This window comes from Peribacillus asahii, assembly GCF_004006295.1.
GTDB classification, from domain to species: domain Bacteria; phylum Bacillota; class Bacilli; order Bacillales; family DSM-1321; genus Peribacillus; species Peribacillus asahii_A.
In genome coordinates this window covers 1,994,860-2,019,919 of the sequence record NZ_CP026095.1, presented here as the reverse complement: position 1 = coordinate 2,019,919, position 25,060 = coordinate 1,994,860, and the positions used below count along the sequence as shown (strand labels likewise).

Below are 25,060 nucleotides of genomic sequence, written 5' to 3'. Positions count from 1 at the left end.
GAATGAAAGTTGTGAAAATAGATAAGAAAGCTCCTCATTAATCAATTACAGGCCCCAGTTCGTGAAAGAAACTGAAATAATAATCAATCTAAACGTAGTATTGAATTTTATTTTGGATTAATTGTTCATACTAATTATAAAATACCTGTTACAGAAGGAGATTATATGCCAAATCAAAAAAATAATCGCCATAATCCAGTCCCACATAAAAATCAAGTTAATCGATTAAATAAAGAAGATGATACATACGGCATACTTAAACAAGCAATAGAAGTAGATACAGATGTCAATGAAGACCCGAATCGAGAAAGATTATTGGATGAATCCGTCGATGCTTTTTTAGAATCGAAAGAAAAATAGTAATATAAGCGCAGGAAGTGTCATTGCTCATATCTCACAATAGATTAAAAATCTCGTTTCTATGTCTACTTAAACTATTCTGCTTCTTCGTATTAGTAGGGACATCTTTTGTAACAACAGAATCAGCAGTACATCTTTTTAAATTAGCTAGATTATTTAGAAGTAAAAGTCGATGATCTGTATTGGCGGGAGGATCAACCAATTTTAAAAATGAAAGGTCTATTTACAAGAATTCTCCAAAACTAGTAACCTTTAATACAGGTTGTTTGAACCAGTATTATTTAAGGGGGCAATAATTTTGAAGAAATTTTTACTAATGGGCATGACTGCTTTACTAGCATTAGGCCTAGCTGCTTGTGGAGAGGAAAATACACAGAGTAGCACAGAGCCAAAGGAAGATCCGAAACCAGCTGAACAAAAAGAGGTTTCTAATAAACCTGAAAAAACAGAGAATGGCGATATCGTATTTACGAAAGCTGGACAAAAAGGGGAAGTTGATGGAGGAACACTAGAGTTATTAAAGATTAAAAATGTAAACGAAACTATCGATATTTCGCCTTTAAAAGTCACAGTTAAAGAAATTAAATTATTCAAAAAGACTGACATGGACGAAGCAACAAAAGAAGCTTATAAAATGTATAATGACGGTAAGGCAATTGGCGATGAATTAATCTATGTTCAAGTTTCATATGATGCTGAGAATTTAGAAGAGAAAAATATAGGATGGAACTCATTGTTGAACGCTGTCACAGATAAAGGGCAGCAAATCGATGTAGATATGAACGATATGATTTATACAGACTCTGATGGTAGTTCGGAATTCTTAGGAAAAGTCACGAAAGAATATACAGATGGTTTTGTTGTTAAAGATGCTGATATTTCAAAAATCAAATTTGTCTGGGGTAGCACATACGATACAGACTCTTACGAAAACATTACAGAAGAACAGCAAGTAGAATATTCATTTTAACAACAATCAAGCCCCTACTCATCGAGTAAGGGCTTTTCGGAACGTTATGTCATGGGGGACATAAGAACTTTACCTATATCATAAACAATATGGTTGATTATGTAAAATAAATAGACCCCTATTTAAACAAGTAAGGGATTATTTGCTTTTAACACGAAAGGCAAGGTAGTGATAGTGTACCTTTTGACCATGTCCTTTATATATAAATTCGCCCCTAAGTATTCTGCAAGAATTCAGTACCGGAGAGATTAAACCCTTCAACTTCACGAATTTAACATAAAACTTTCAACACTCTTTATTTACAACCATTATCCAAAACTGGTACTATTTACATATTGAATTATTAGGAGGAAAACAATGGGATTCTTAGATGGATTACTAGGAAATGCATCCACAATAAGTAAAGATGAGGCAAAAAAAGAACTAGAACAACTTTTAATCAATGGTGAAGAAGTAGACGTTGCATTTAAGTTAGTACGAGATTTAATCGTATTTACAGACAAGCGTCTTATATTAGTGGATAAGCAAGGGATTACTGGTAAAAAAATCGAATACCATTCAATTCCTTTTAAAAGTATTTCTCATTTTAGTGTAGAAACTGCTGGACACTTTGATTTAGATGCAGAATTAAAGATATGGATTTCAGGAGCCCAAGCACCAGCTATATCGAAGCAATTTAAAAAGGATAATAACATTTATGATGTTCAAAAGGTCTTAGCTGCTGTCTGTATGTAACTAACATTTAAAGCCCCTCTCGAATGAGAAGGGCTTTTTTTGGCTTCCAATCACTATTCAATAACGTTTTTATCTTTCACAAGCATATCCATCTTTATCACGATCCATTTTAGCTTAATAAGCTGGATGTGATTTAGATACGCCATTTGGATAAGTCTTTATTTTATGAACTAACTTTTCCTTCTTCAACTAATGTATCCTTTAGTTAAAGAACAAGGTACGATTTTCTTCTTACTTTTTAAAAGTATAAATCTGTTGTTCCCAGACTCCGTTTGTTATAGAACCTGCCATTAATTTAACTATTTTACCTTCCTTATGTTAAGTGACAATAAAGTCGTTTAAAAATCTAAGTTGTATTCAACAATCGCTCCCCTTTAGTTTAAGTACAATTTTTCACAAACAATAAATTTTACCTTGTGACAGCAAGTAATAATGTAAGAGAATATTATTAGTAGGCGATACCTACACGTGATTTTATATAATTGTTACTTTCAATCTGCTTATATGTAAATTCTGCTGTATCCGATACATTTATTTTAACTCCATCCACTGGCAAAAAATCACGTTCCACACGGTATTCACCTAATCTTTCTCCATCAGGTAAATACGTTGGACATACAATGGTCCATTCAATTGTTGATTGTTTAAGCAGATCATACACCTTATGATGTTCTTTCGCTGCACGGGTTGACTTCTGCTTTGATTCACTTGATTGATAACGCAGAGAATTTGGCGTGGTTCTACTTTGCAGAATACCCGCAGTTCCTATTGTTATTATTCGTTTCATACCTTCGTTTTCCATTGCTTCGATAATAAGTGGCATACTTTCTGATAGAGTGGTTGTGCCATCAGTATTCAGTGCACTAATAACTACATCAATCCCATGCATTGCACGTACTATATCATCTTTATTTAAAACATTCCCTTGAATAATGGTTAAATTTTCATTATTTATTTGAAACTTCTCTGGATTGCGAACTAATACAGTAACATGATGTCTGTCATGAAGGGCATAAGTCACTATTTGACTTCCAACTCGTCCAGTTGCACCTAAAATTAAAACATTCAAAAGTAAAATCCTCCTTTTTACGAATACAAATATTACACTACACTATAAATGCTATTATTTCGTCTTTTTTAACTTAGGCAAGATTACTTTAAGTATATAAATTCAAACTACTTAAATTTTGAATAGTGAACTAATTTTCTTAAAAAAAGTCGCACAACTAATGCTGCCCTTTACTTAAAGAAGAAAAGCATTACTATTGTTGCAGTAATGCTACCCTTTAGTTTAAGAACATTTCTTCACAAACTATTAGATTGAACTGAAGTTCTATTTATCAATTTTTGAATAGAATTCATCTTCCAAATTGAAAATAAAAAGAAAAGCCTTGGCAACTGAAAAATTCAGTCATACCAAGGCTTTTAAAAGATTAATATAGGCTCATATACTAATCGCGTTCTCATGAGTGAACCTGACTATTAAACACATCCTCTCACATCATTTTTCACTCTCTTTTTAAATTCTTAAACTAGTATAATTAAATAGGATAAATCTAACACTCACATTCTATTTAATCTGCTCAACGTTTACATCACATAACACGATCTTCGGAAACGTTTTCATTTTCATTACCTAAACTGTTTTCTTTATTTTTAAATGGATCATACATTTTTTCTCGAATAAATAAGGCTGGAATAATTCCGGATAATGCATAGGCTATACCTAGCGTAGCCAGGCCGAACCCAATGGATTGAGCTTCGGCAATAATACCGATGATAATAGGTGCTATCGCTGCCCCAAATCGTCCGATATTATAGGCACCGCCTACAGCTGTACCCCGAATGTGTGTCGGGAAGCTTTCGCTCATATACGTTGAATTAATTCCATATTGTGCACCATATAAAAATCCAAGGATTGTAAGTAAGATAATGATATTGCCTGGTGTGTTATACAAATAAATGACCGGTAAAGAAATAGCTGTCAATAAACCACTTAGAATATATACATTACGACGGCCATATCTATCTGCTAACCAACCTGCAAGAATTTTACCTAAAATCATGGCTGTATAGCTTCCAACAAGATAACTTGTCATCGTCTTAAAATTGAAACCTAAATCCTCGATAATATAAGTCGGCAACCAAGTCCCTACACCATAATAGCCAAACTGTAAAAAGGTTGAAGTAATAATCCAGAACAGGAAAATTGCTCTTGTTTTCGGTTCTTTGAAGATTGTGAGCCATTCATTTTTCTTGAATTGTTTCGGTTGTTGTTTTGCTTCTAACCAACCTTGAGGTTCTGGTATCTTAAATCTGATATAAATAGCTAAAGCTACAGGTAAAATAGAAATAAGGTAAAGAGGCCGCCATCCATAAATCGGTAAGATTGCACCTGCCAATAAGGCCGCTACTAAGTAACCAACTGAATAAGCTGCTTGTAATGAACCTAAAATAGTTGTCCGTTTTTTCGTTGGTACATATTCAGCCATAAGCATTGTGACTATAGAATATTCCGCTCCAATCCCGATAGCAGAAAGAAATCGAACGACGATAAATTGCTCGTATGTTTGCACTAAACCAAGTAAAGCAGTTCCTACAGAGAAAACGATCATCATATAGGTTGCCATCCGTACCCGACCAAATCGATCAGATAGCCAACCACCTATAATGCCACCGACGGCCATACCTACTAAAGACCATGTGCTAATAATCCCTGCTTGTGTTTTTGTAATTTGGAACTCTTCCATTAAAGCAGGAATTGTTAACGATAGCATTTGCAAATCCATTCCATCTACCATAAGACCTAAAAAACAAGCGACGAATACAATAATCCAATTTCGATTTGATTGGCTTTTTTCCATCATCTGTCCCCCTTTTTTATTGCGTAGTATCACGTATGCAATCGCTTGCTTTTGATGAATCATTCTAAGTCAAAATACCTTCGCTCTCTTTAACTCTTTAATTTGTGTATAAGAGTAGTCAAGTTCATTTAATACTTCATCAGTATGTTCTCCAAGCAACGGCGGATATCGCTGAACGCTAGATGGTATATCCGATAATTCAACTGAGAATCCTGGTATTTTTAAATCCTTCACATAAGGGTGTTTAATCGACTCATTTTCATATGATAGTCTGTAAAATGTTTGATAGCACTGACACCAGCATTAGCGGACGAATAAAATGGAAGTCCACTTTCTTTCAGAATTTCATAACTTATCTCTAATTCACCTGATAAAGATAACCATAATGGAATAATGAGTTTATTCACCCGCTGTGCCATTTTTATAGTGTGCCTCACTAACATTTCTGTATAAATTCCTAATTTATACGAATAAAGAACAAACACTATATCTATATTGGGATCATTCGTAAACTGCTCTAGACATTCACTAACATCACTCATATCTTGATAGACATATATTTTCATATTTATTGGATTGGCAGGAGTCTCTAGATTCGGAAAAAAATCTTGAATTATTGATTTCGTTTCATCTGTAATATCCGGAACAGGCAGATTAGCTTGTCTACACTTCTCAGCTAATAATGCTGATACTCCATTAGAGTAAGAAAATATACCAATCCGATTTCCTTGCGGATGTCCATATTTATAGAATAACCAACTTACATTAAGAAGTTCATCAAGATCATAAACCTGGATTATATCCAGTTCTTTAAAAAAATCAGAATGAACTTGCTTATTATTGTTTAATTCTTCTTTAGTGGAAATCTCCTCTTCTACCTGTCCTATATTTAGCACAATAAGAGGCTTTCCGAACCTTCTTGCTGTCTCTGCAGCTTTTTGAAATTTCCATTTGTCTTTTAATCTTTCTATTATCACTAAAATAACTTGAGTGGAAACATCATGGGAAAAATACTGGATAAAATCAGCTGTTTCTAAATCAACTTCATTCCCCGTAGAAATCCAATAATTAAACCCAATTCCTAAGTGGTTTGCATCTAAAACGGCTCGCCCTAACCCTTCCCCCTGCGTAATAAGTGAAATCTTGCCGTTTTGTAACCAGTTTGGTTCATAATCTGCAACACCAGAAATACCAATAGATTTAACAATATTAAATACTCCTGAACAATCCGGACCTAGAATCCGAATATCCGTTTCCTCAGTAAACGTTTTCAATAATTGCTCAAAAGCAAACTTCTCATCTTCACTCTCAATAACATCTGTACTGGGAATCATAATAAACTTCACTTTCTTTTCTACACACTCTTCAAGGATAGGTAAAACAGACTTGGGAGGTAACGTAATAACTACTGTAATTACTTCTTCAGGTATGCTACTCAAGTTTGGGAACGTTTTCATTCCGAAAATTTCTTCAAACTCAGAAGTAACAGGATAAACTCTACCTTGATATTTAGATTTCTGTAAGTTTAATAATACTCTTCCCCCAACCTGATGAGGATTGAAAGTTTCACTTATGACTGCAATCGAACGTGAAGTAAGCAAGTATGACAAGTTAGATACTTTTTGAACAACCAGATGATCACCACCTTTTATTCTTGAGAATTTTTAATGTCTTTATTTAATCATTTGCAAGAATCATGCCATTTCTCAACACTTGATATACGGAGGTTTTCAAACATTTCCTCTAAAAAACAATGTATGCTTTCATCATCTAATGTAATAATACATTAGTCATACATCATTCCTTTTATCCTTGAAAGTAAGATTACTCTCTCTGCCCGCATGTAGCTTCAAAATCAAAAGATATATAAGAGGGCCACAAACGGAGAAATTCTCTGGAAATTAAAAATCAGGAATGCTGGTTATCAACATTCCTGTTATTCAAAAGGAGCGTGTTCAAGCCAAAAATCGACTTGTGACACAGCTCCTTTCCTCCATTTATTCATTGTCTTTTTAATTCAAATTCTATCAAAAATCCTATTAGAAATTTTCCGATTATATGAATAGCTAGTTTGAACGGCTTCATTCATATTTTTGTAGGCTGTTTTGTTACTCCTTATTCCTTCTGATTTTGTTTATGTTTTCATTTTCTGTAACTTACGAACAATAGTTGATTGATCCACATTTAAAATATTAGCAGCTTTATATGTGCTTCCATACTTCTTCAACGCTCTGTTAATGAGCTTATTTTCAAAATTCATAACTGCTTCCTTTAACGGAAGAATTTCTTCATCATCTATTTCCGTATCTTGTTCAATCATTTCACTTTGTAAAAAACTAAAGTCTTTTACATTAATGTATTCTCCTTCAGACAGCACAAAAGAACGTTCAATAGCATTTCGTAATTCTCGAATATTTCCTGGCCACTTATAGCGAAAAAGTATTTCAAAGGCATCCGATGCTATCTGTTTAGACATCCCATATGTTTGGTTAAACTCATTTAAATACATTTCAATCAAAGGCAGTAAATCTTCTGTTCTTTCTCGAAGCGGCGGTAATGTGATAGGAATTACATTTAAACGAAAAAACAAATCTTCGCGAAATTCCCCTTTTTTAACTTGTTCCTCCAAATTGCGATGCGTAGCTGCCAAGATTCGAACATCTATCTTAATAGATTTAGTACCACCCAAGCGAGTTACTACTTTTTCTTGAATCACCCTCAGTAGCTTTATCTGTATAGAAAGAGGACATTCCCCAATTTCATCCAAAAAAATTATTCCATTATGAGCTAGCTCAAACATACCAGGCTTTCCACTCTTTCCCGCACCTGTAAATGCCCCCGCTTCATAACCGAATAATTCAGATTCAAGTAAGGTTTCTGGTATGGCTCCACAATTAATTGTAATAAAAGGACCTTCGCTCCGTACACTGTTTAATTGAATAATCCTTGCAAGCTCTTCTTTTCCCGTTCCTGATTCCCCAAAAATCATGACCGTAGAATCGAAGGCCGATACCTTTTTAGCAATATGGACTACTTTTTTCATGATTGGGGAGTCTGCAATAAAATTAGCACGAGATTTGAGTTCTACTCGATATTGTTCTAATTCTTCTTTATAACGTTCTGTTAATCTCCTATTATTTTCAACTTCTTCTTGCAATTGAATAAACTTCGTAATATTCTGAATATTAATCACAACAAAGTCTATATGTTCATTTTTATTAAGAACAGGATTGACCGTAATAATTAAGGTTACATTGGCTTCAGTTTTTTTCAATAAAGCTATAGATTGTTTCCCTTCTAACATTTGTTTTATATTTTCAATTTTGAAAGACGGAAAAACTTCAAAAATAAACTTCCCATTAAGATTATCATTGGTGTCACCTTGAATGAATGTGAGAAATGCTTGATTGTATCTGATGATTTGTCCTGTTGAATCTGCAATCACAATCCCATCATATGAAGCAGCTATGATAGCTTCTAATTGTTGATTTAATTCACGAACAGATTGCAGCTCTCCTGAAATTTTTTCAATTTCGGAAATATCCTGAAAAACTGCTACAACACCCGTCACTTCACCATTTTCTATAATGGGTGTTCGATTCGAAATATATTTTCGATTCCCAACTTGATATTTCGTTCCATATTGTGGTTCTCCAGTACGAAGAACTTCAAGCATACCACTCGGAATAAAGACATCATTTAAAAACCTACCTAACGCACCCTCTCTATTTACCCCACTTATCTTTTCCGTGGCAGGATTAAATGAAGTAATGATACCATTTTTATCAATAGCTACAATTCCGTTATGGGCATGTTCAAATACAGCTTCTAATTCTTTTAAACGTCGCTCTAGTATACTTATATGCATATAGTTAAGATCATTGTGGCTAATAATCCCAATAATAGATTTATATTTGTTTTGCACTAAATAAAACTTTTTCTGTTTTTTTATAATACCCTGAATATGATCATTCTCTGAAACAATCATATAGTCCTGATCCAAGTGTAAGTTTGACACTACATTTTCATGATTCTGAATTCCAATCATTACAGTATCTTTAGTTAAAATACCTATTAATTGATTACAAATATTAAATACCGGTAAACTATCGACGTTAGTTTGTTCAAAATATGTTAATACTTCTTTTAGATATTGGTTTTCCTTGACTCGTATTGACGTTTTCATGACCATATCCTTAATAAGCATGTTCATGAACCATCCCCCTATTAGTCTTTTTTTATGTAGAACACCTTTTCATCGACTGTATAGTCAGGATGGCCATTTCAATGTTCATTTGCCGCCCTTGATAGATTCACTTCTAATTTCCACCCAATATATTCTCTCTCCTACTAGCGTCGATGCAAAAATGATAGGAATAAGTTAATCATATCACTTTATATTTTCAAAAAAAAGGAATTACCTTACAATTAGAGAGAAAATGAGTCAAATACAGATTTCTAATAAAAATAAAATATAATTTTTAATATATTTAGGGATTTAAAGTAATTTTATATATTCTATCGAGATAAATCATGAAATATATATATAATTTTTGATTCTGCAAAGATTTCCGTTTATATAGAAAAACATTCGATCCATTAATTTTTCCTTTATAAAATAGTTAGTTAACATAAAATAATTATAATCAATAACTTCTTTTATTCTATTCGGTTACTATTTCTTATCTTACTAGTCCCTGCTTAGCTCGTTTTCTTCCTGTTTATTTTAATGGAATTTAACACCCACTAATTGCGGAGTCTTACTGCTTATTTTATTTTTTGGTACAAAATTTATCGGACTTTGTCTATGAATATATTGTATGTGATTTGAAATTCCTATTCTCATACCAAGAGGTGGTTGTACTGAAAAAGAGAGCCCTTTTTACTGTGCCGATTAGTATTTTACTTATTGCCATGATTGTGACGTCGTTCTTCTTATTAAGCATCAAGCCTGACACGTCAAACATTAAACAAGCTGAAAAATTGTCTGAATATTCAAAACCCGCAGTCGTACGCATTATCGACTATGCGATTGTTGAATGGCAATTTAATGATTATTTGACCCAAGCTGGACCTCTAGTTGATGCATATCTGCAAGAAATAGAGTATCAGACCCTTATCGGTGGATCTGGTTCAGGTGCCATTATTAGCCCTAATGGCTATGTCGTGACCAATGCTCATGTTGTCGAAAGCTCTGAGATGGAAGATGAGGATCTCGCTAACGCAGCCTTCCAACAATTAGTCGCTGGAATTGCTGACTACTTCCAAGAGGATTATGAATGGACCTATAATTATATGCTTAGCTACACGAAGTACACGAAAATCACTCGAGTATTAAAGGTGATTTTACCTGGTGGAGATATTCTTGACGGTGAAGTAAAAAGCTATGGGGCCCCTGTGAACCAAGGAAAAGACGTAGCCGTTCTTAAAATTGAAGGAAAAAACCTTCCTACTTTACCACTTGGAAATTCAGAAACCATAGAGGATCAAAATAATATTTGGGTCATTGGGTACCCTGCAGCAGCAGATTCAGATTTGTTATCCCCTGATTCCTCTTTAGAATCTTCCATGAACGCAGGACAAATTACCGCTACTTCCAAAAAGACAGAACAAGGCAGTCCCGTTATTCAATTAGATGCAGCAGCAACACACGGAAATAGCGGCGGACCGGTAATCAATGAAAAAGGTCAAATTATTGGATTGTTAACATTTAGAGGAGATACCGTGAATGGTCAAGAGGTTCAAGGCTTCAATTTTGCCGTACCTGTCGATACCGTTAAAGAATTTGTTAATCAGGCTGGAGCAAAAAATACAAGAAGCCGTACAGATCAGCTCTATAAAGAAGGCTTGACACTATATTGGGGCGGTTACTACAAAAATGCATTAGAAAAGTTTGAAGCTGTCGAAAGAATCTTCCCAAATCACTCTGAAGTCAAGCAGTACATTGCTAATTCCGAGAAAAAAATCGATGACAGTAAAATTCTCTGGTCCGACTATAAAACGATATTCTATATTATCGATGGTGTAGCTGGATTACTGATTATCCTGTTAATGGTGTTTACTTTTGTTCTAAAACCAAAGCCTGTGGCAATTGCAAACACTGCTCCGACAACTACCACTGAAAATTTCATTCCTGATTTAAACGGAGATGGGAAAGTCGACGAGCAAGATGCCTTGATTGCCCTTCAAAAACAAAAGGAGGAGAAAGAAAAAGAGAAAGAATAACGTGGTGAAATTTTAAATTTAGTGAATAAGGTAAGCAACCTATTTTTTACGTCTAATCTAATAGGTTGCTTACCTTTTAAAGTCATACGAGAGAATAAAAAGGGCAAGTATGGTACTTACGATTGTTAAAACTAAAGAAATCCTAAAAAACGGCGGATAGTAAACTAATGTAATATGATTGATCCCGTCTTTTATGGGAAATCCCAAAAAAGCATAATTTACTTTTTCGAATGGTTGCTTTTCATTATTAATCATAACTTCCCAGCCTTTTTCAAAAGGAATCGGCAACATCATATAACGATCACTGCTTTGGTTGTTATATGTAATTGTTAATTTATTCCGAACCCACTTAATATGAGCTGTTTTATAATCTTGCTTTTGCGCCGTTTCTAATGTGTGATAATTCTCCTCATATAACGCCAAATCTTTAAGAATGTAATTGCCTTTTGGCAGTCGAATTTTAATTTTCTTTGATTTTGGAACGCGAATTGTGAAATCATCAACACCAGTTTTGTAGATGGATTGATTGGACTTGCGTGTTGTTTTATAGTCATTGACTTTAAGAGTGAATCCTTGATTTGGGGCTAAACTTTCAAGATGAAAGCTAACGTAATAATCCTTTATATCTAAACCTGGTTGGTGGATGACTAAATCAAGCCCACCTTTAGTCTTTGTGACAGATAATTTATTGTTATTAAATGAGGAACCAACCGTTTCAATGGTAGTGTCATTCAATACACTCGGTACATTAGGTATTTGAGTGTTCACTGTATTTACAGTTGGTACGATGACCCCTTCTAACATGGCATGTTCTCTTTCTAGAACTGAGGAATTCTTCAAATCCACTTCGGAAAAAAGTTGATTTGTCGTGCGCACGAATGGTAATACATTTGTATTCTGATATAGGACATAGTGCTTTGACTCTTCTATTTTCTTAAATCCATATGGAATATGAGCTTTTTTGTTTTTTTTTGTGATCATATATTTACCTTGAAACATGCTATATAAGTTAGCCCGATTTCCAAGCGTTGCATAACGACTTACACTTTCCCGTCCCGTATCAATGTTTAAATCATATAAATACAAAAAGAGTAGATCTTTATTTAGGATACTCGAATAAACACTCAGACCGTTAAAATCTTGAACAATTGGTGTATTATTCAAGGACCTGACTTTCCAATCAATGCGATAAAATGGATCAGATTCTCTATTTTTAACTTGCTGAATCAATTTACGTTGTTCTTCCCCATTGTACTCATTACTGACTAAATAATTTTTTGACACTTGATTAAGGTCACCCACTACTGAAATTGCATATTGACAAACATTAACAATTAGTATAAGGGTTAGTAAAACCCCTAACTGCAATAAAAGATGCCATGACTTGTTACGTTTCCAAATGAAACCAAAGATTAAAATAAGGGTTAAAATCATCACCATTAACATTACGATACATGGTAAAGAATAGATACCCAATGTCCGGTCAGAGAAATAGAAGACAAAATATGTAGTGATAACACAAAGACTTGATATCACAATTTCCTTTTTACTTAACTTGTATAAATGATGTAAACCTGTGGCTGTTGCTCCCCCCATCGTAAATGACAACAAGTATTCCCAGCGATATTGAGGCGCGGAGAAGCCATTAAATACACTCGCCGCGAGTGGACTAAAATGAAGAAGAAGAAAAACAATACTAATCAAGGCAAACAACCGAAAGGTCGGAATTTTATATAATGAATACGTAAAAAGAAAAAGTAAAAAAAGGGTAGGTACTATAATAACAGGGCTTGTAAATAATATATTATCAGTAAAATCAACAATCCCAATTGGTTTGTTATATGGTGGTCGATGATTATTCAAAAAACCGTAAACGGCGGGTATAAACGACATCGCGCTCATCCCAAAACCGATGAACCCGCTGCTAACATATAATTTAAATTGCTTCCACCTATTTGTTTCGGTATCCTCTATTCGAATAACCAATCGAAAGGCGATATAAATCATAATGAAGATTAGATTGATATAAGCAAAGTAAAAATTATTAAAAAGCGTCATCGCTACCGCGACAGTAAACCATCCGAATCGTGCTTCACGAACAATTTTTTCTACGCCAAAGACAAGCAACGGAATCCAAAGCATCGCATCCGCAAAAAATTCCCAATAAGCTACATGACGGAAATATATGATTGATAGGCCATAAACAGCAGCCCCTGTTAATGCAGCTAGCCAATTACTCTTCATATATCTAAAAACTTGTGTCGTCATAAAAATAATGAGCGCTAACCGGCATACACTTATAAAAACAGCAGCATTTGCCCAAAAGATAATATCTGGCTCCTCAATTAAACGAACAGTTTGAAAGAAGAAAACGATAGCTACAGTTAGAATAAAAACAAACGAAGTCGAGAAATAATAAGCTAATTGACTGTATATTCCCCCACCTAAACCATATCGATAAGAGTAAAAAAAGTTCTTACTTGTATATTGCTCGTACATGAGCTTTTTAAAAGTTACGATCTGTTGTAAACCATCATTAGGCCCAACCATGTATCTATCCTGTGTCCACTCATGTAAAAAAAACAAGTGAGCAAGAATTGCAAGAACAATGCTGCAAACTAAAATAGAAAGGTTACGCTTTTTTTGCATGTAAAATCCCCGTTACTTTTTCAGTATTTTCCTCGTTATAACAAAAGTGAGAGGAACTGTAATGAAGATGGACAGAACCGGTGCAATCGTACTATTAATACGGATATGCTTGACAAACACGTACAAAAACAAAGAAGATAGTGCTATATTAACGAGCTGCGTTAATGGAAATTTCAAAAACTTATCTAACGTTGGTTTCACTTTAAATGTAAAATAAGAATTTAAAAAAAATGAAATCACTAAACTTGTTATAAAACCAACTATATGAGCCATCATATAATCTGTTTCTAAAATAGCGTGTAAAAATAAATACACAATGTAATAATTGAAAGTATTAATAATCCCCACTACGATGAATTTTATAAACTCTCGGCCGATTACCTTCATAACATTCTCCACTTTTTATATTTGTTTCTTCTATTAGATAATGAGGGCGATTTTTAGTTTCGTAATAAATCCTTCCAATATATTCACCAATGACACCAAGACAAAGCAGTTGAATACCTCCTAGGAAAAGAATTGAGGAAATCGTTGTAAAGTACCCAGGTTCAGCGATACCATTTCTTATAATTAGAAATAAATTAATAAAAATATAAACAAGAGACAGTAATAAAATAAAGGCACCTGTATAAAAACAGATTCTAAGCGGTCTATTGTTAAAAGATACAACCCCATCAATTCCATAATTCAATAATTTTGTAAACGACCATTTTGTCTTTCCGTTTTGTCGTGGAACATTTTCATAATAAATAATTTTTTGATTAAAACCAATCCAAGAAAATAACCCTTTCGAAAAACGATTTCCTTCATTTAACATTAATAGCGCATCAACAGCTTTGCGGCTTAAAAGTCTAAAATCACCACAGCCATCTCTTAATTCCACATCAACGACTTTATTAATGATGCAATAGTAAAGAGATGAAATGAACGAACGAAACCGACTATCTCCTTTACGATTACGTTGGGCAATTACCTGGTGATACCCTTCTTCGAATCCGTTAATAAAAGAGTGTATTAACGCACAAGGATGCTGTAAATCTGCGTCCATAACAATCACCGCTTCACCTTTAACATGTTGAAAACCTGCTAAAAGTGCTAATTCTTTTCCAAAATTTCTTGTGAACGAAATATATTTTACTTTTTGGGTCCTTAACACCAGCTTTTTAATACGAAGTAACGTATCATCCGTGCTTCCATCATTAATAAAAAGAATTTCATAATCATAATTAACCCCTACAAATTCCTTAACCAAAGCTTCATATATTAGTTCGATATTACTTGCTTCATTAAAAGAGGGAATGATAATTGAAATGAGGCGAAAATTCATTATTGCACCTTCTTTTAGTGATTTTCTGGTAACACCAAAGAACAAATTAGTATTTTTTCTTTGGATAGTTTGAACATGATATTTATACTATGGAAACTCTTACTCCTATTTTACAATCCCCTAAAAGCAAGAATTTTCCTTTGGGAATTTTTAAAAATCCCATTTGTGAATATTTGAGGAACTTGCTTTCTTATCAATTAAAATGCTTCAAGGAACCCTCTTTTATCATTAACTATACTGTTTGGTGTTATCCATTACTTGTTCGTTTGTTAGTGTCATATCTTACACTTCCTTTTTTATTATTTTTTCATTACTAAAAAAATGGTTTTGTTATATGGCACCAAAAATCGTTTAATCAACAAGATGATTTAACATAGCTAAATCTTAAAAAGTACTAACCACTGTTCTCAAGATTTCAGTAACTCTATTCTTAAATATGTTCAGTTAGAAGAAAAATTTCTCCTGATTTAATTCTCAGTATCATTAGTGACAGCTCTTTACATTGTTTCATTCGGATCTTTATCATTTAATTTACTCACTCACAACCAACGAAAGCGCATCGCCAACAGCCCTCTCTCCTGCTGCATCGGATGGATGGTTTACTACTTTTCCGTTAATCGCCATCGTTGTAGAACCTCCGCCATCTAAATTTAGAGCATCTTGTGCGCCTAATGCTTTCATTAACATCGCACTTTCTCCAAAACTAAGTCCTACACTAACTTGCTCATTTCGACCGTCTACTACAACAAGCAGGATATTCCCATTCGGTTTAATGCCCACTAACGTACGTGGATTTCGCTTAATACCAAATTTATAAAAAAACTTATCACTATGCGCAAATCCTTCTTTTTTGGCTGTAATCATATACTGCTGATTTTTCAATAAAAGCGGACCCCCATTTACAATGTGGGTTTCTTTAGTAAGGGAAATCGGAATTTGATTACTCATCACTTTTGTTGAAATCATAAGTTTTTCCCCAATTACAGCGTGCTTCTTTAACCACTCTGCTGCTTCGCCTATTCCAGCAATAATAGACCCTTTAGCGGGAATAGCCTGTCCACGAGAATTTCTTATTTTAATAACCGTCCCTTTGCTGTCTAATACTACTTCTGTTCCTTTACCAGCAGGGGTTCTCGTTCCATAAATAGGCCGATACTGAACTAATTCATTATGATTGGTACAAGTAATATTATGCCTAAGTTGTTGATCAAAACGCCCTCCGCACCCTCTTATTTTTCCAATCATACGATTCAGACCATCTATAGTTCTTACAGCACCTTTTGAAGATTGAATGTATAAAGAAGTAGACACTGGGGCAATGGCTGTATATTTTCCGCCTAGTACAAAGGCAGAACGGTTATTAATGGCTTCACTATTTAGCTCTCCACCAACAACAGAAATACCTATTAAATCTCCAGGAGTTCCAGCATGTTTGTGCATAATGAAATATCCACCGTTAATGGTTACAAGTGAATTCATCCGCTTAGCGATACTTGAGACTGTTTCTCTACCTTGTACTGTGTTTAATGCTAAAGATGCAGTCATGTGATGGATAAGGTTTCGGCCGATTTCAATAATATGGATAGACCAGGGGCCTGTTATATTTCTTCTTTCCCATCCACTATATGAGACTTTTACGTTTGAAAATCCCTTTTCAACTAATTCTTTTTTACACTGAATAGCTTCGGATTGTGTCTTAAATTTCCCCGATTTAATGACATAGCCTAGCACATCTTTATATAAATCATTATATCGTTCGTTATAAATCGGCAGTATAAACGAATCGAACCCGTATTTTTTTAACGTTTGTTTCGTTACTTTTGCTTTTTTTAAATCTGAAAAAAATCCCATATCTACGGAATAGTACTCTTCAAATGACGGTATCCCTCTTTTTATAGAAGTATAAGTGACTCCTGATGTTAGTTGTTGAACAAAGCGAGTTTCAGGAAGTCCAGAAATGCCTAAAGGAAGTTCATTTTGGTTAGTTGATTGAGCAAAAGTACTAGAAGGTACGGATATAAATAGAAAGATGGTGATATAAAGGAGTGAACGTACAATAATTGGAGTTATGACCTTATTCATCTATCTCATTATCCTTTTTTACTTCCTAGTCTTAGACGATTTCAGTAATATTACTCATAAATGAATCGTATGTAAAAAAAGGAGGCCCTCAAGGCTCCCCTCTTTTCTCTTATGTATATACTCTTAATTGCTAACCGTGTTCTTTAAGACACCAATTTGATCAATGGTAATTTCAATTTCATCGCCGGCTCGTAAAAAGCGCGGTGGATTGAATCCTTTTCCTACCCCTGATGGTGTGCCTGTTGCGATAATATCTCCCGGTTCAAGGGTCATTCCTTGTGATAGCACAGAAATAATCTCAGAAATCGAAAAAATCATTTTTTCTTTTTCCGAAGATTGCCGAACTTCTCCATTTACTTTTGTTTCAATCTGCAAAGCACTCGGATCTGTAATGACTGATTTGTGAACAATGCATGGACCTAAAGGGCAAGTAGTATCCAAACTTTTTCCGATAAAAAATTGTTTATGACGCGACTGCAAATCTCGCGCTGTGACATCATTTAAGATTGTATAACCAAATATATAATCTAACGCTTCTTCTTTCGTAATCGCTTTCCCTTCTTTGCCAATAATAACGGCTAGCTCTCCTTCGTAATCAAGCTGTTCGGTTACTTCTTGATGAGATAAAATCGGTGCTCCAGAAGCAATTACAGTAGTTGGCGCTTTTGTAAACACCATCACATGTTCAGGAATATCATCCTTACTTCCCATTTCAATTACATGTTCTCGATAATTTTTTCCGACACAAAAGATGTTTTTTCGAGGACGAGGGATGGGAGCTAACAGCTCAACTGCATCAAGCTCAAGAAAATCAGATTGACTCGCTTGTTGTAATACTCTCTCTGCTTGCTTGACAAATTCATCTCCTAATTCAATACATTCAATCATGCTTTGAGGAAAAGCAAATCCATTTTCTTTCTTTGTCAATGGTAACACCAATGCTTCTGAAGCATCTAAAACACCTACAAAAGCTTGTCCATTTTTTCGAGCTGTTATAAACTTCATTATTTTTCACCTTCTATATTTGTAGAATATATCCATTATATCATAGTACTATTTACCATTTTCAGCTCACTTATCTTCTCTCACTATTCTTCATTGAAAACATTTAAAAATGATAGAATGATTCATAGTCCTCCTAGTAGCCAAGCTTTAACACAGCCTAACTAAAACGAGCAAACTTAGTAAAAGTCTGCTCGTTTTAAAATCAAGCCATAATCATTTATAATCTTTCAGCTATTTCCTTTGGCTGACTCACTGATAGAATTGCAGGATTTGTCATTACTTCAATTACAGCAGGACTACCACTAAACAGCGCTCTTTCCAATGCAGGTATGAAATCCTCATTTTTCCCCACTCGTTCCCCATGTGCCCCAAATAATCTCGCTAATTCAGCAAAATTAGGATTCGTTAATTCTGTAGCAATTACACGATTAGGAAAATGCTTCTCTTGATGGGCACGAATGGTTCCGTACATGTTATTGTTTACAACGATTGAAATGACCGGAATCTTCTCTCGAACAGCTGTTTCAAGTTCTTGCATTGTCATCATAAAGCCCCCATCTCCGGAGAAAGAAACAACTGTTTTTTCTGGTCGCGCTACTTTAGCACCGATTGCAGCAGGCAGACCATATCCCATCGCTCCGGATGTAGGCCCTATATAAGAATTCTCCTGTTCAAAGCGATAATAACGAGATAGCCAGCCAAAAAAGTTCCCGGCATCACTTGTTATAATAGCATCCTTCGGAAGTTTATTAACCAAATCGTACATCATGCCATCCAAGTCTACATAATCTAGGGAATAATCAGCTTTTATAGAAGAAAACTCCCTGTATCGTTTATGAAGTTCTGTTATCAGTTTTTTTCTTTCCACATCGCTCATGTCCGGAATTCTTTCAAGTGCTTTTATTAAAAATTGCTTCACATCCGTTACAATCGGGAGCGTTGGAGCATATACTTTTCCGATTGTATCAGGAGAAATATCAATATGAATAAGTCTTGCATCATCTGCCAACAAGCTATAATCCTGTGTTGTTACTTGAGAGAAGCGCGTTCCAAGCGCAATCACTAAATCGGCATTTTTTATATAGTTCAATAAGCTTGAAGGAGTACCGAATCCAAGCCAACCAGCGTAGCATGGATGAGTATTAGGAAAAGCAGAAAAGCGTCTAAAAGCTGTTACAACCGGAATATGCATCGCTTCAGCAAACTTTATTAACAATGAAGTAGATTTCGAGCTTGTAACCCCGCCACCAGCAATAAGCACCGGTCGCTTTGCTTGTGCGATTTCTTTGAGTGCTTCGTCAACAGACTTCTCATCTGGACTTGGTGCTCCTACATAATAAGGTTTTTGTTCGACGAATTCAGTTGTATCCTCCAACATATCGTGAGGTAAAGAAACGACAACAGGCCCTGGCCGCCCTGAACGAGCAATATGAAAAGCACGGTGTAATAGCTCTGGAATTCGCTCGACTCGATCAATTTCTACAGCCCACTTACATAAATGGCTAAACATCCCTGAAAAATTCACTTCCTGAAATGCCTCTTTCTCTTTAAAAGGACGTTCAACTTGACCAATCAGGGCAACTAAAGGCGTAGAGTCCTGCATCGCTGTATGGAGTCCAATAGCCAAGTTGGAAGCTCCCGGTCCTCTTGTAGCCATACAAACGCCTACATCACCTGACGTTTTGGCATATGCCTCAGCCATAAAGGATGCTCCTCCTTCATGACGTGCAGCAATAAGTTGAATATCAGAATGATCATATAATGCGTTGATTACACCTAAATAGCTCTCTCCAGGAACACAAAAAGCTTTCTTTGTCCCCTCTTTTACCATCACGCGAACGACTGCTTCTCCCCCTGATAATCTCTTCAAATTATGTGCCCCTCCCTTTTACCTTTATGAACCTATAGTCAACGCTTAGTAAATCGCATCTTCGATTACTAATTGGTTTTCTGCAAAACGCTCCCGTTAAATCGGATGGAAAGCAGAGACAAGAGCGACTCAAAAACGTCGTTATGTAACGACCTATTGAGCCCCCCTCGTCTAGTTAACTAATTATGATTTTATTCAGCAAACAGTTCATCTAATTGCTTCCGCAACACAAACTTTTGAATTTTCCCACTCGCATTACGCGGTAGAGCATTACAGAAAATATATTTGCGTGGTCGCTTATAATTAGCTAACGTATCGCTATTTTTACACCAATTTTCTAATTCACTATCGGTTAAAGATGAATTTTTAGCCACAACAAAGGCCACAACCGTTTCTCCATAGTGCTCATCAGGTAGTCCAATGACCGCACAATCAAGGACATCGCTATGTTCATATAGTGTATCTTCTACTTCACGCGGATAAACATTTTCGCCGCCTGAAATAATCATATCGTCCACGCGGTCTTTGACATATAAGAAACCTTCTTCATCTAAATAGCCAATATCACCGGAATGATACCACCCTTTATAAAGCGCTTTTTCGGTTGCTTCTTCTCGTTGAAAATATGCCTTCATCATACAAGGACCCTTCACTAGAATTTCGCCGGTTTCTCCTGGAGGGAGTCGGTCATCAGGATCCGAAGGACCATCTTCATTTGGACGCACAATAATCAGTTCATGCTCAGAACAGACTTGACCTGCTGCCCCCGCCTTTCTTACTTGGTCATCTTCGAGCAGCAATGTAATGGCCGGTCCCATTTCGGTCATTCCATATGCTTGAACAAGCTGGATACCTAACTTTTCTTGGCAAGCGAGTACAAGCGTTGGTGCCATCGGAGCTGCACCATATAAACCTATTTTTAAGCTGCGTAAATCATACTTTGATAACTCTTCCTGCAGCAGCATATTCCACATCGTTGGAGCGGCAAAAAGCTTTGAAATTTTTTCTTTTTCAACCAGTTCTAATACCGTGTTTGGCTTAAATTGATGTAAAATGACATTTTTAGCGCCGGCCCGAATTCTCGGCAAAAAAGCACAATGCAGCTCAGCACAATGAAACATTGGAGCTGTAATTAAGCCTACATCATCACTGTCTAACTTTTGTGCCTTTGATAAAATATCGCTTTGGATAACCATCTCTTTATGAAGATGAACAACTCCTTTTGACCTTCCGGTCGTTCCACTCGTATACATAATCGCATACCAATCGTCTTCTGTTACTGTTTCATCTAGCACTAGATTAGGGGCTGATGATAATTTTTCATGATAATTGGCTGCATAAGATGGAGTATCTTCGTCAATATACCAAAATGCTATTGTTGGAAAACGCTCTTCTAATGCAGAAACAACCGATTCTAACGATTGTTCAAATAAGACTACTTTTGGCTCGGCATCTTGTAGAATGCAAGCAACTTCCTCAGCCATTAGACGAAAATTAATTGGATTAAATACCGCTCCAATTTTAGCACAAGCAAAGAAAGCGGTTGCTAACTCTTCATTATTATAAAGATACGTTGACACCCGATCTCCCTTTTTAACTCCTTCCTTCTTTAAAGCTCTGGCCAAGGCATCTACTTGATTGTTCCATTCTTTGAAGGTGAAGCGTCTATTTCTTCTGACATCGTATAGTGCTTCTTTGTTAGGGAATGTGTTTACTGTCTTTTCGAAAATCTCGCTAATCGTTTTGGACATATCCTTTTTCCCTCCTTCAATATAAATAAATGATCAATCTAGTCTTTCAATAATCGTTGCATTTGCCATACCGTGGCCTTCACACATTGTTTGCAGCCCATATCTTCCACCTGTACGTTCTAGTTCATGCATAAGCGTCACCATTAAACGAGCACCGCTGCCTCCAAGCGGATGACCGAGCGCAATCGCCCCACCATTTGGATTCACTTTTTTCGGATCAGCTCCTGTTTCTTTTAACCAAGCTAACACAACGGGCGCAAATGCTTCATTCACTTCAAACACATCGATATCGTCTATGGAAAGTCCTGATTTCTCTAATACTTTCTGAGTTGCTGGAATCGGACCCGTTAACATCAGGGTTGGATCTGAACCAACAACAACGCGAGTGTGTACTTTAAAACGAGGCTTTAGGCCAAGCTCCTCTGCTTTCTTTCGTTCCATTAAAAGTAACGCAGCTGCACCATCACTAATTTGGCTTGAATTTCCCGCATGAATAACACCATCTTCTTTAAACACCGTTTTTAACCCGGCTAACACTTCAAGCGTCGTTCCTGGTCGTGGACCGGAATCTTCCCTCACTTCGGTTAGATTTCCTTCTTTATCACTTCCAACAATCGGGATGATTTCTCGTTCAAAATATCCTTCACGTTGTGCACGAAGAGCGCGCTCATGACTTTCTACAGATAATTGGTCACATTCTTCACGAGTGATTCCCCATTTCTCAGCAATCCGCTCCGCAGAAAGCCCTTGATGAATCACTTCATACTTGTCTAAATATTTTTGACTTGTTTTAGTACCTTGGTAGTTCGAACCGATTGGTACGCGCGACATATTTTCTACTCCGCCTGCAACTATTACATCCATATCGCCGGCAAGAATCGCTTGAGCGGCAAAGTGAACAGCTTGTTGACTAGATCCACATTGGCGGTCCAGCGTTACACCTGGAACTTCAATCGGATATCCCGCAATTAACGAAGCAACGCGCGCAATATCACCCGCTTGCTCTCCTGCTTGTGAGACACAACCGAGAATGACATCATCGATTATCGCTGCATCAATGCCTGTCTTCTCCACTAACTTCTTCAACACTTCTGCAGCTAAATCATCTGGACGAATATCTCTAAAAACCCCATTTCTTCTTCCAACTGGTGTACGTACTCCTTCAACAATGACCACTTCGCGCATCCTACTTCCCCCTCTAAACGGTTACAACCCTAGATTTTTGGCAATGATTGTTTTCATAATTTCATTTGTACCGGCATAGATACTGGCTACAGGAATATCTCGATAGCGTCTAGCAATCTTGTATTCTTCCATATATCCATATCCACCGTGAAGCTGCATACAGGCAGTTGAAATGTTTCGAGCCATCTCTGTTAATTTCCATTTAGCCATAGATACCTCGGTTACTACATGTTCACCAGCGATATGCTTTGCGATTAATTGGTCGAGAAAGGCTCTTCCCATTTTAATTTCTGTTGCCATTTCAGCAATTTTAAATTGGGTATTTTGAAACTTGCTAATGGACTTTCCAAACGCTTCGCGACTTTTCACATATTCAATCGTCTCTTGAAGCATATCCTCTGATGCTGCTTGCGCACAAATTGCAACAACAAGCCGCTCTTGTTGCAATTTCTCCATTAAATAAGTAAAACCTTTGCCTTCTACACCAATTAAATTTTCTTTTGGCACACGACAATCTTCGAAGATCAACTCTGCTGTATCTTGACTATGTAGACCAACTTTGTTTAATTTTCTGCCTCTTGAAAAACCTGGCGTATCCCTTTCAATCGCTAATAAGCTAACCCCTTTATGCTTAGGAACTGCGTTTGGATCGGTTTTACAAGCGACAATCACTAAATCTGCATGAATTCCATTTGTAATAAATGTTTTTTGCCCGTTCACAATATAATGATTGCCATCTAAGACAGCTGTTGTTTTAATACTAGCAAGATCCGATCCTGCTCCCGGTTCCGTCATCGCAATCGCAGTAATACATTCTCCTGTCGTACATTTTGGCAGCCAACGCGATTTTTGTGCTCTAGTTCCATAAGCAGAAATATACGGAACGACGATATCGTTATGCAAACCTACGCCAATTAAACTCGAACCAACTCGTTCAAGCTCTTCATTGACCACAACAGAAAAGCCCCAATCCACATCTGAACCACCATACTCTTCTGGTAAATCTGGAGCTAAAAATCCTTGTTCCCCAAGCTTTTTCCAAAATGAACGTGGAATGATTCGATCTTCTTCCCATTGTTCATAAAAAGGAACAGCCTCTTTTTCTAAAAACTTACGCAATGATTGTCGAAAAATAACATGATCATCTGTTAAATATGGATGCTTCAACTGTCAGTCCTCCTCTAGGCAACATCATCATTTTGTCTACGGCTGCATGCGAATCGCGCCATCTAAACGAATCGTTTCCCCATTCAGCATCGGATTCGTTATAATGCTTTCTGCTAATTTCGCATATTCTTCTGGATAACCAAGACGAGATGGGAATGGTACCGTTTTTCCTAAAGCAATCATCGCTTCTTCCGGTAACGCGTCAACCATCGGTGTGTGGAATAAGCCTGGCGCAATCGATACGACACGAATGCCATTTGAAGCAAATTCACGGGCAAGCGGAAGCGTCATCCCAGCGACTCCACCTTTTGAAGCACTGTATGCAACTTGTCCAATTTGGCCCTCAAAAGCAGCAACTGAAGCGGTGTTAATAATAACCCCTCTTTCTCCTGATTCATTTGCTTCATTTTGAGCCATTTTCTCTGCAGCCAAACGAATCACATTAAACGTGCCAATTAAATTAACAGAAATCACTTTTGAGAACGCTTCCAATTCATGAATCCCTCGACGACTTAAAACCTTTTTTGCAATAGCAATCCCCGCACAATTGACAACAGTATTAATCTGCCCAAATCGCTGAACGGCTTGGTCGACAGCTCTTTGAACGTCCTCTTCCTTCGTTACATCGGTTTTCACAAACAAAACGGACTCACCATACTGCTTAGCAAGTTGCGCACCATTCTCTTCAAAAAGATCAAGAATGACGGCCTTTCCGCCATTTTCCACAATATGTTGTACCGTCGCCTTCCCAAGACCAGAAGCTCCACCCGTTACAATGGCAATTGAATCTTGAATGTTCATACGAGTACCCCTCTCCCAAATATTTGAAATATACTTTTATATTAGCATGACTATTTCGAAAATTCATAT

Annotated in this window: 18 protein-coding genes; 4 read left to right on the top strand and 14 right to left on the bottom strand. The window is 36.2% G+C overall.

The genetic code is table 11. The features are described 5' to 3' along the window. Positions 1-165 precede the first annotated feature (165 nt). The 3 genes from BAOM_RS09750 (at position 166) to BAOM_RS09740 (ending at position 2,065) form a co-directional block, all read left to right on the top strand. Positions 166-360 (top strand): hypothetical protein, encoded by a 195-nt coding sequence (locus BAOM_RS09750; protein WP_127760110.1) that lies wholly within the window; start codon positions 166-168, stop codon positions 358-360. A 298-nt stretch (positions 361-658) separates the two neighbouring features. Further along, complete coding sequence (locus tag BAOM_RS09745; protein ID WP_127760109.1) at positions 659-1,330, top strand: hypothetical protein; 672 nt, start codon at positions 659-661, stop codon at positions 1,328-1,330. A gap of 357 nt (positions 1,331-1,687) precedes the next feature. Continuing rightward, the gene (locus BAOM_RS09740; RefSeq protein ID WP_127760108.1) at positions 1,688-2,065 is read left to right on the top strand and encodes a PH domain-containing protein; all 378 of its coding nucleotides are present in this window, start codon (positions 1,688-1,690) and stop codon (positions 2,063-2,065) included. Between the two features lie 448 nt (positions 2,066-2,513). On the opposite strand, the gene BAOM_RS09735 is transcribed toward BAOM_RS09740, so the two are convergent. From BAOM_RS09735 to BAOM_RS09720, 4 genes are all read right to left on the bottom strand, one after another. After that, on the bottom strand, positions 2,514-3,134 hold the full coding sequence (locus BAOM_RS09735) for an NAD(P)-dependent oxidoreductase (protein ID WP_127760107.1): 621 nt from the start codon (positions 3,132-3,134) through the stop codon (positions 2,514-2,516). 526 nt (positions 3,135-3,660) lie between these two features. Then, a complete protein-coding gene (locus tag BAOM_RS09730; protein WP_252283368.1) occupies positions 3,661-4,932 on the bottom strand; it encodes an MFS transporter in 1,272 nt (423 codons plus the stop codon). A gap of 227 nt (positions 4,933-5,159) precedes the next feature. Further along, entirely contained in the window at positions 5,160-6,539 is a 1,380-nt protein-coding gene (locus BAOM_RS09725) for a CoA-binding protein (RefSeq protein ID WP_127760106.1), read from the bottom strand. 524 nt (positions 6,540-7,063) lie between these two features. Further along, the gene (locus BAOM_RS09720) at positions 7,064-9,142 is read right to left on the bottom strand and encodes a sigma 54-interacting transcriptional regulator (RefSeq protein ID WP_127760105.1); all 2,079 of its coding nucleotides are present in this window, start codon (positions 9,140-9,142) and stop codon (positions 7,064-7,066) included. 674 nt (positions 9,143-9,816) lie between these two features. On the opposite strand from BAOM_RS09720, the gene BAOM_RS09715 reads away from it, so the two are divergent. Then, the gene (locus tag BAOM_RS09715) at positions 9,817-11,154 is read left to right on the top strand and encodes a S1C family serine protease (protein WP_252283367.1); all 1,338 of its coding nucleotides are present in this window, start codon (positions 9,817-9,819) and stop codon (positions 11,152-11,154) included. 69 nt (positions 11,155-11,223) lie between these two features. Here BAOM_RS09715 and BAOM_RS09710 read toward each other — a convergent pair whose 3' ends face one another. From BAOM_RS09710 to BAOM_RS09665, 10 genes are all read right to left on the bottom strand, one after another. Beyond that, complete coding sequence (locus BAOM_RS09710; protein ID WP_127760104.1) at positions 11,224-13,803, bottom strand: YfhO family protein; 2,580 nt, start codon at positions 13,801-13,803, stop codon at positions 11,224-11,226. A 12-nt stretch (positions 13,804-13,815) separates the two neighbouring features. Next, complete coding sequence (locus BAOM_RS09705; protein WP_127760103.1) at positions 13,816-14,190, bottom strand: GtrA family protein; 375 nt, start codon at positions 14,188-14,190, stop codon at positions 13,816-13,818. Beyond that, complete coding sequence (locus tag BAOM_RS09700; RefSeq protein WP_127762520.1) at positions 14,138-15,130, bottom strand: glycosyltransferase family 2 protein; 993 nt, start codon at positions 15,128-15,130, stop codon at positions 14,138-14,140. Before BAOM_RS09700 ends, BAOM_RS09705 begins: the two co-directional genes overlap by 53 nt. 531 nt (positions 15,131-15,661) lie before the next feature. Then, positions 15,662-17,212, bottom strand: a complete 1,551-nt coding sequence (locus BAOM_RS09695) for a phosphodiester glycosidase family protein (protein WP_127760102.1) — start codon at positions 17,210-17,212, stop codon at positions 15,662-15,664. Positions 17,213-17,335: 123 nt separating this feature from the next. After that, a complete protein-coding gene (locus tag BAOM_RS09690; RefSeq protein WP_127760101.1) occupies positions 17,336-18,217 on the bottom strand; it encodes a fumarylacetoacetate hydrolase family protein in 882 nt (293 codons plus the stop codon). A gap of 217 nt (positions 18,218-18,434) precedes the next feature. Next, positions 18,435-20,087 carry a thiamine pyrophosphate-dependent enzyme gene (locus tag BAOM_RS09685; RefSeq protein WP_127760100.1) on the bottom strand — a complete coding sequence of 551 codons (1,653 nt, stop codon included), beginning with the start codon at positions 20,085-20,087 and terminating at the stop codon, positions 18,435-18,437. Positions 20,088-20,278: 191 nt separating this feature from the next. Then, the gene (locus BAOM_RS09680) at positions 20,279-21,838 is read right to left on the bottom strand and encodes a fatty acid--CoA ligase (protein ID WP_127760099.1); all 1,560 of its coding nucleotides are present in this window, start codon (positions 21,836-21,838) and stop codon (positions 20,279-20,281) included. Between the two features lie 33 nt (positions 21,839-21,871). Then, complete coding sequence (locus tag BAOM_RS09675; protein WP_127760098.1) at positions 21,872-23,023, bottom strand: thiolase family protein; 1,152 nt, start codon at positions 23,021-23,023, stop codon at positions 21,872-21,874. Between the two features lie 21 nt (positions 23,024-23,044). Further along, on the bottom strand, positions 23,045-24,190 hold the full coding sequence (locus tag BAOM_RS09670; RefSeq protein WP_127760097.1) for an acyl-CoA dehydrogenase family protein: 1,146 nt from the start codon (positions 24,188-24,190) through the stop codon (positions 23,045-23,047). 36 nt (positions 24,191-24,226) lie between these two features. After that, the gene (locus BAOM_RS09665) at positions 24,227-24,991 is read right to left on the bottom strand and encodes a 3-hydroxyacyl-CoA dehydrogenase (RefSeq protein WP_127760096.1); all 765 of its coding nucleotides are present in this window, start codon (positions 24,989-24,991) and stop codon (positions 24,227-24,229) included. Positions 24,992-25,060 lie beyond the last annotated feature (69 nt).

What these genes read in the sequence shown, in the direction of transcription:
- BAOM_RS09750 (WP_127760110.1), top strand. Translation starts at nt 166, where the DNA reads ATGCCAAATCAAAAAAATAATCGCCATAATCCAGTCCCACATAAAAAT.
- BAOM_RS09740 (WP_127760108.1), top strand. Translation starts at nt 1,688, where the DNA reads ATGGGATTCTTAGATGGATTACTAGGAAATGCATCCACAATAAGTAAA.
- BAOM_RS09730 (WP_252283368.1), bottom strand. Translation starts at nt 4,932, where the DNA reads ATGATGGAAAAAAGCCAATCAAATCGAAATTGGATTATTGTATTCGTC.
- BAOM_RS09720 (WP_127760105.1), bottom strand. Translation starts at nt 9,142, where the DNA reads ATGAACATGCTTATTAAGGATATGGTCATGAAAACGTCAATACGAGTC.
- BAOM_RS09710 (WP_127760104.1), bottom strand. Translation starts at nt 13,803, where the DNA reads ATGCAAAAAAAGCGTAACCTTTCTATTTTAGTTTGCAGCATTGTTCTT.
- BAOM_RS09705 (WP_127760103.1), bottom strand. Translation starts at nt 14,190, where the DNA reads ATGAAGGTAATCGGCCGAGAGTTTATAAAATTCATCGTAGTGGGGATT.
- BAOM_RS09700 (WP_127762520.1), bottom strand. Translation starts at nt 15,130, where the DNA reads ATGAATTTTCGCCTCATTTCAATTATCATTCCCTCTTTTAATGAAGCA.
- BAOM_RS09695 (WP_127760102.1), bottom strand. Translation starts at nt 17,212, where the DNA reads ATGAATAAGGTCATAACTCCAATTATTGTACGTTCACTCCTTTATATC.
- BAOM_RS09690 (WP_127760101.1), bottom strand. Translation starts at nt 18,217, where the DNA reads ATGAAGTTTATAACAGCTCGAAAAAATGGACAAGCTTTTGTAGGTGTT.
- BAOM_RS09680 (WP_127760099.1), bottom strand. Translation starts at nt 21,838, where the DNA reads ATGTCCAAAACGATTAGCGAGATTTTCGAAAAGACAGTAAACACATTC.
- BAOM_RS09675 (WP_127760098.1), bottom strand. Translation starts at nt 23,023, where the DNA reads ATGCGCGAAGTGGTCATTGTTGAAGGAGTACGTACACCAGTTGGAAGA.
- BAOM_RS09665 (WP_127760096.1), bottom strand. Translation starts at nt 24,991, where the DNA reads ATGAACATTCAAGATTCAATTGCCATTGTAACGGGTGGAGCTTCTGGT.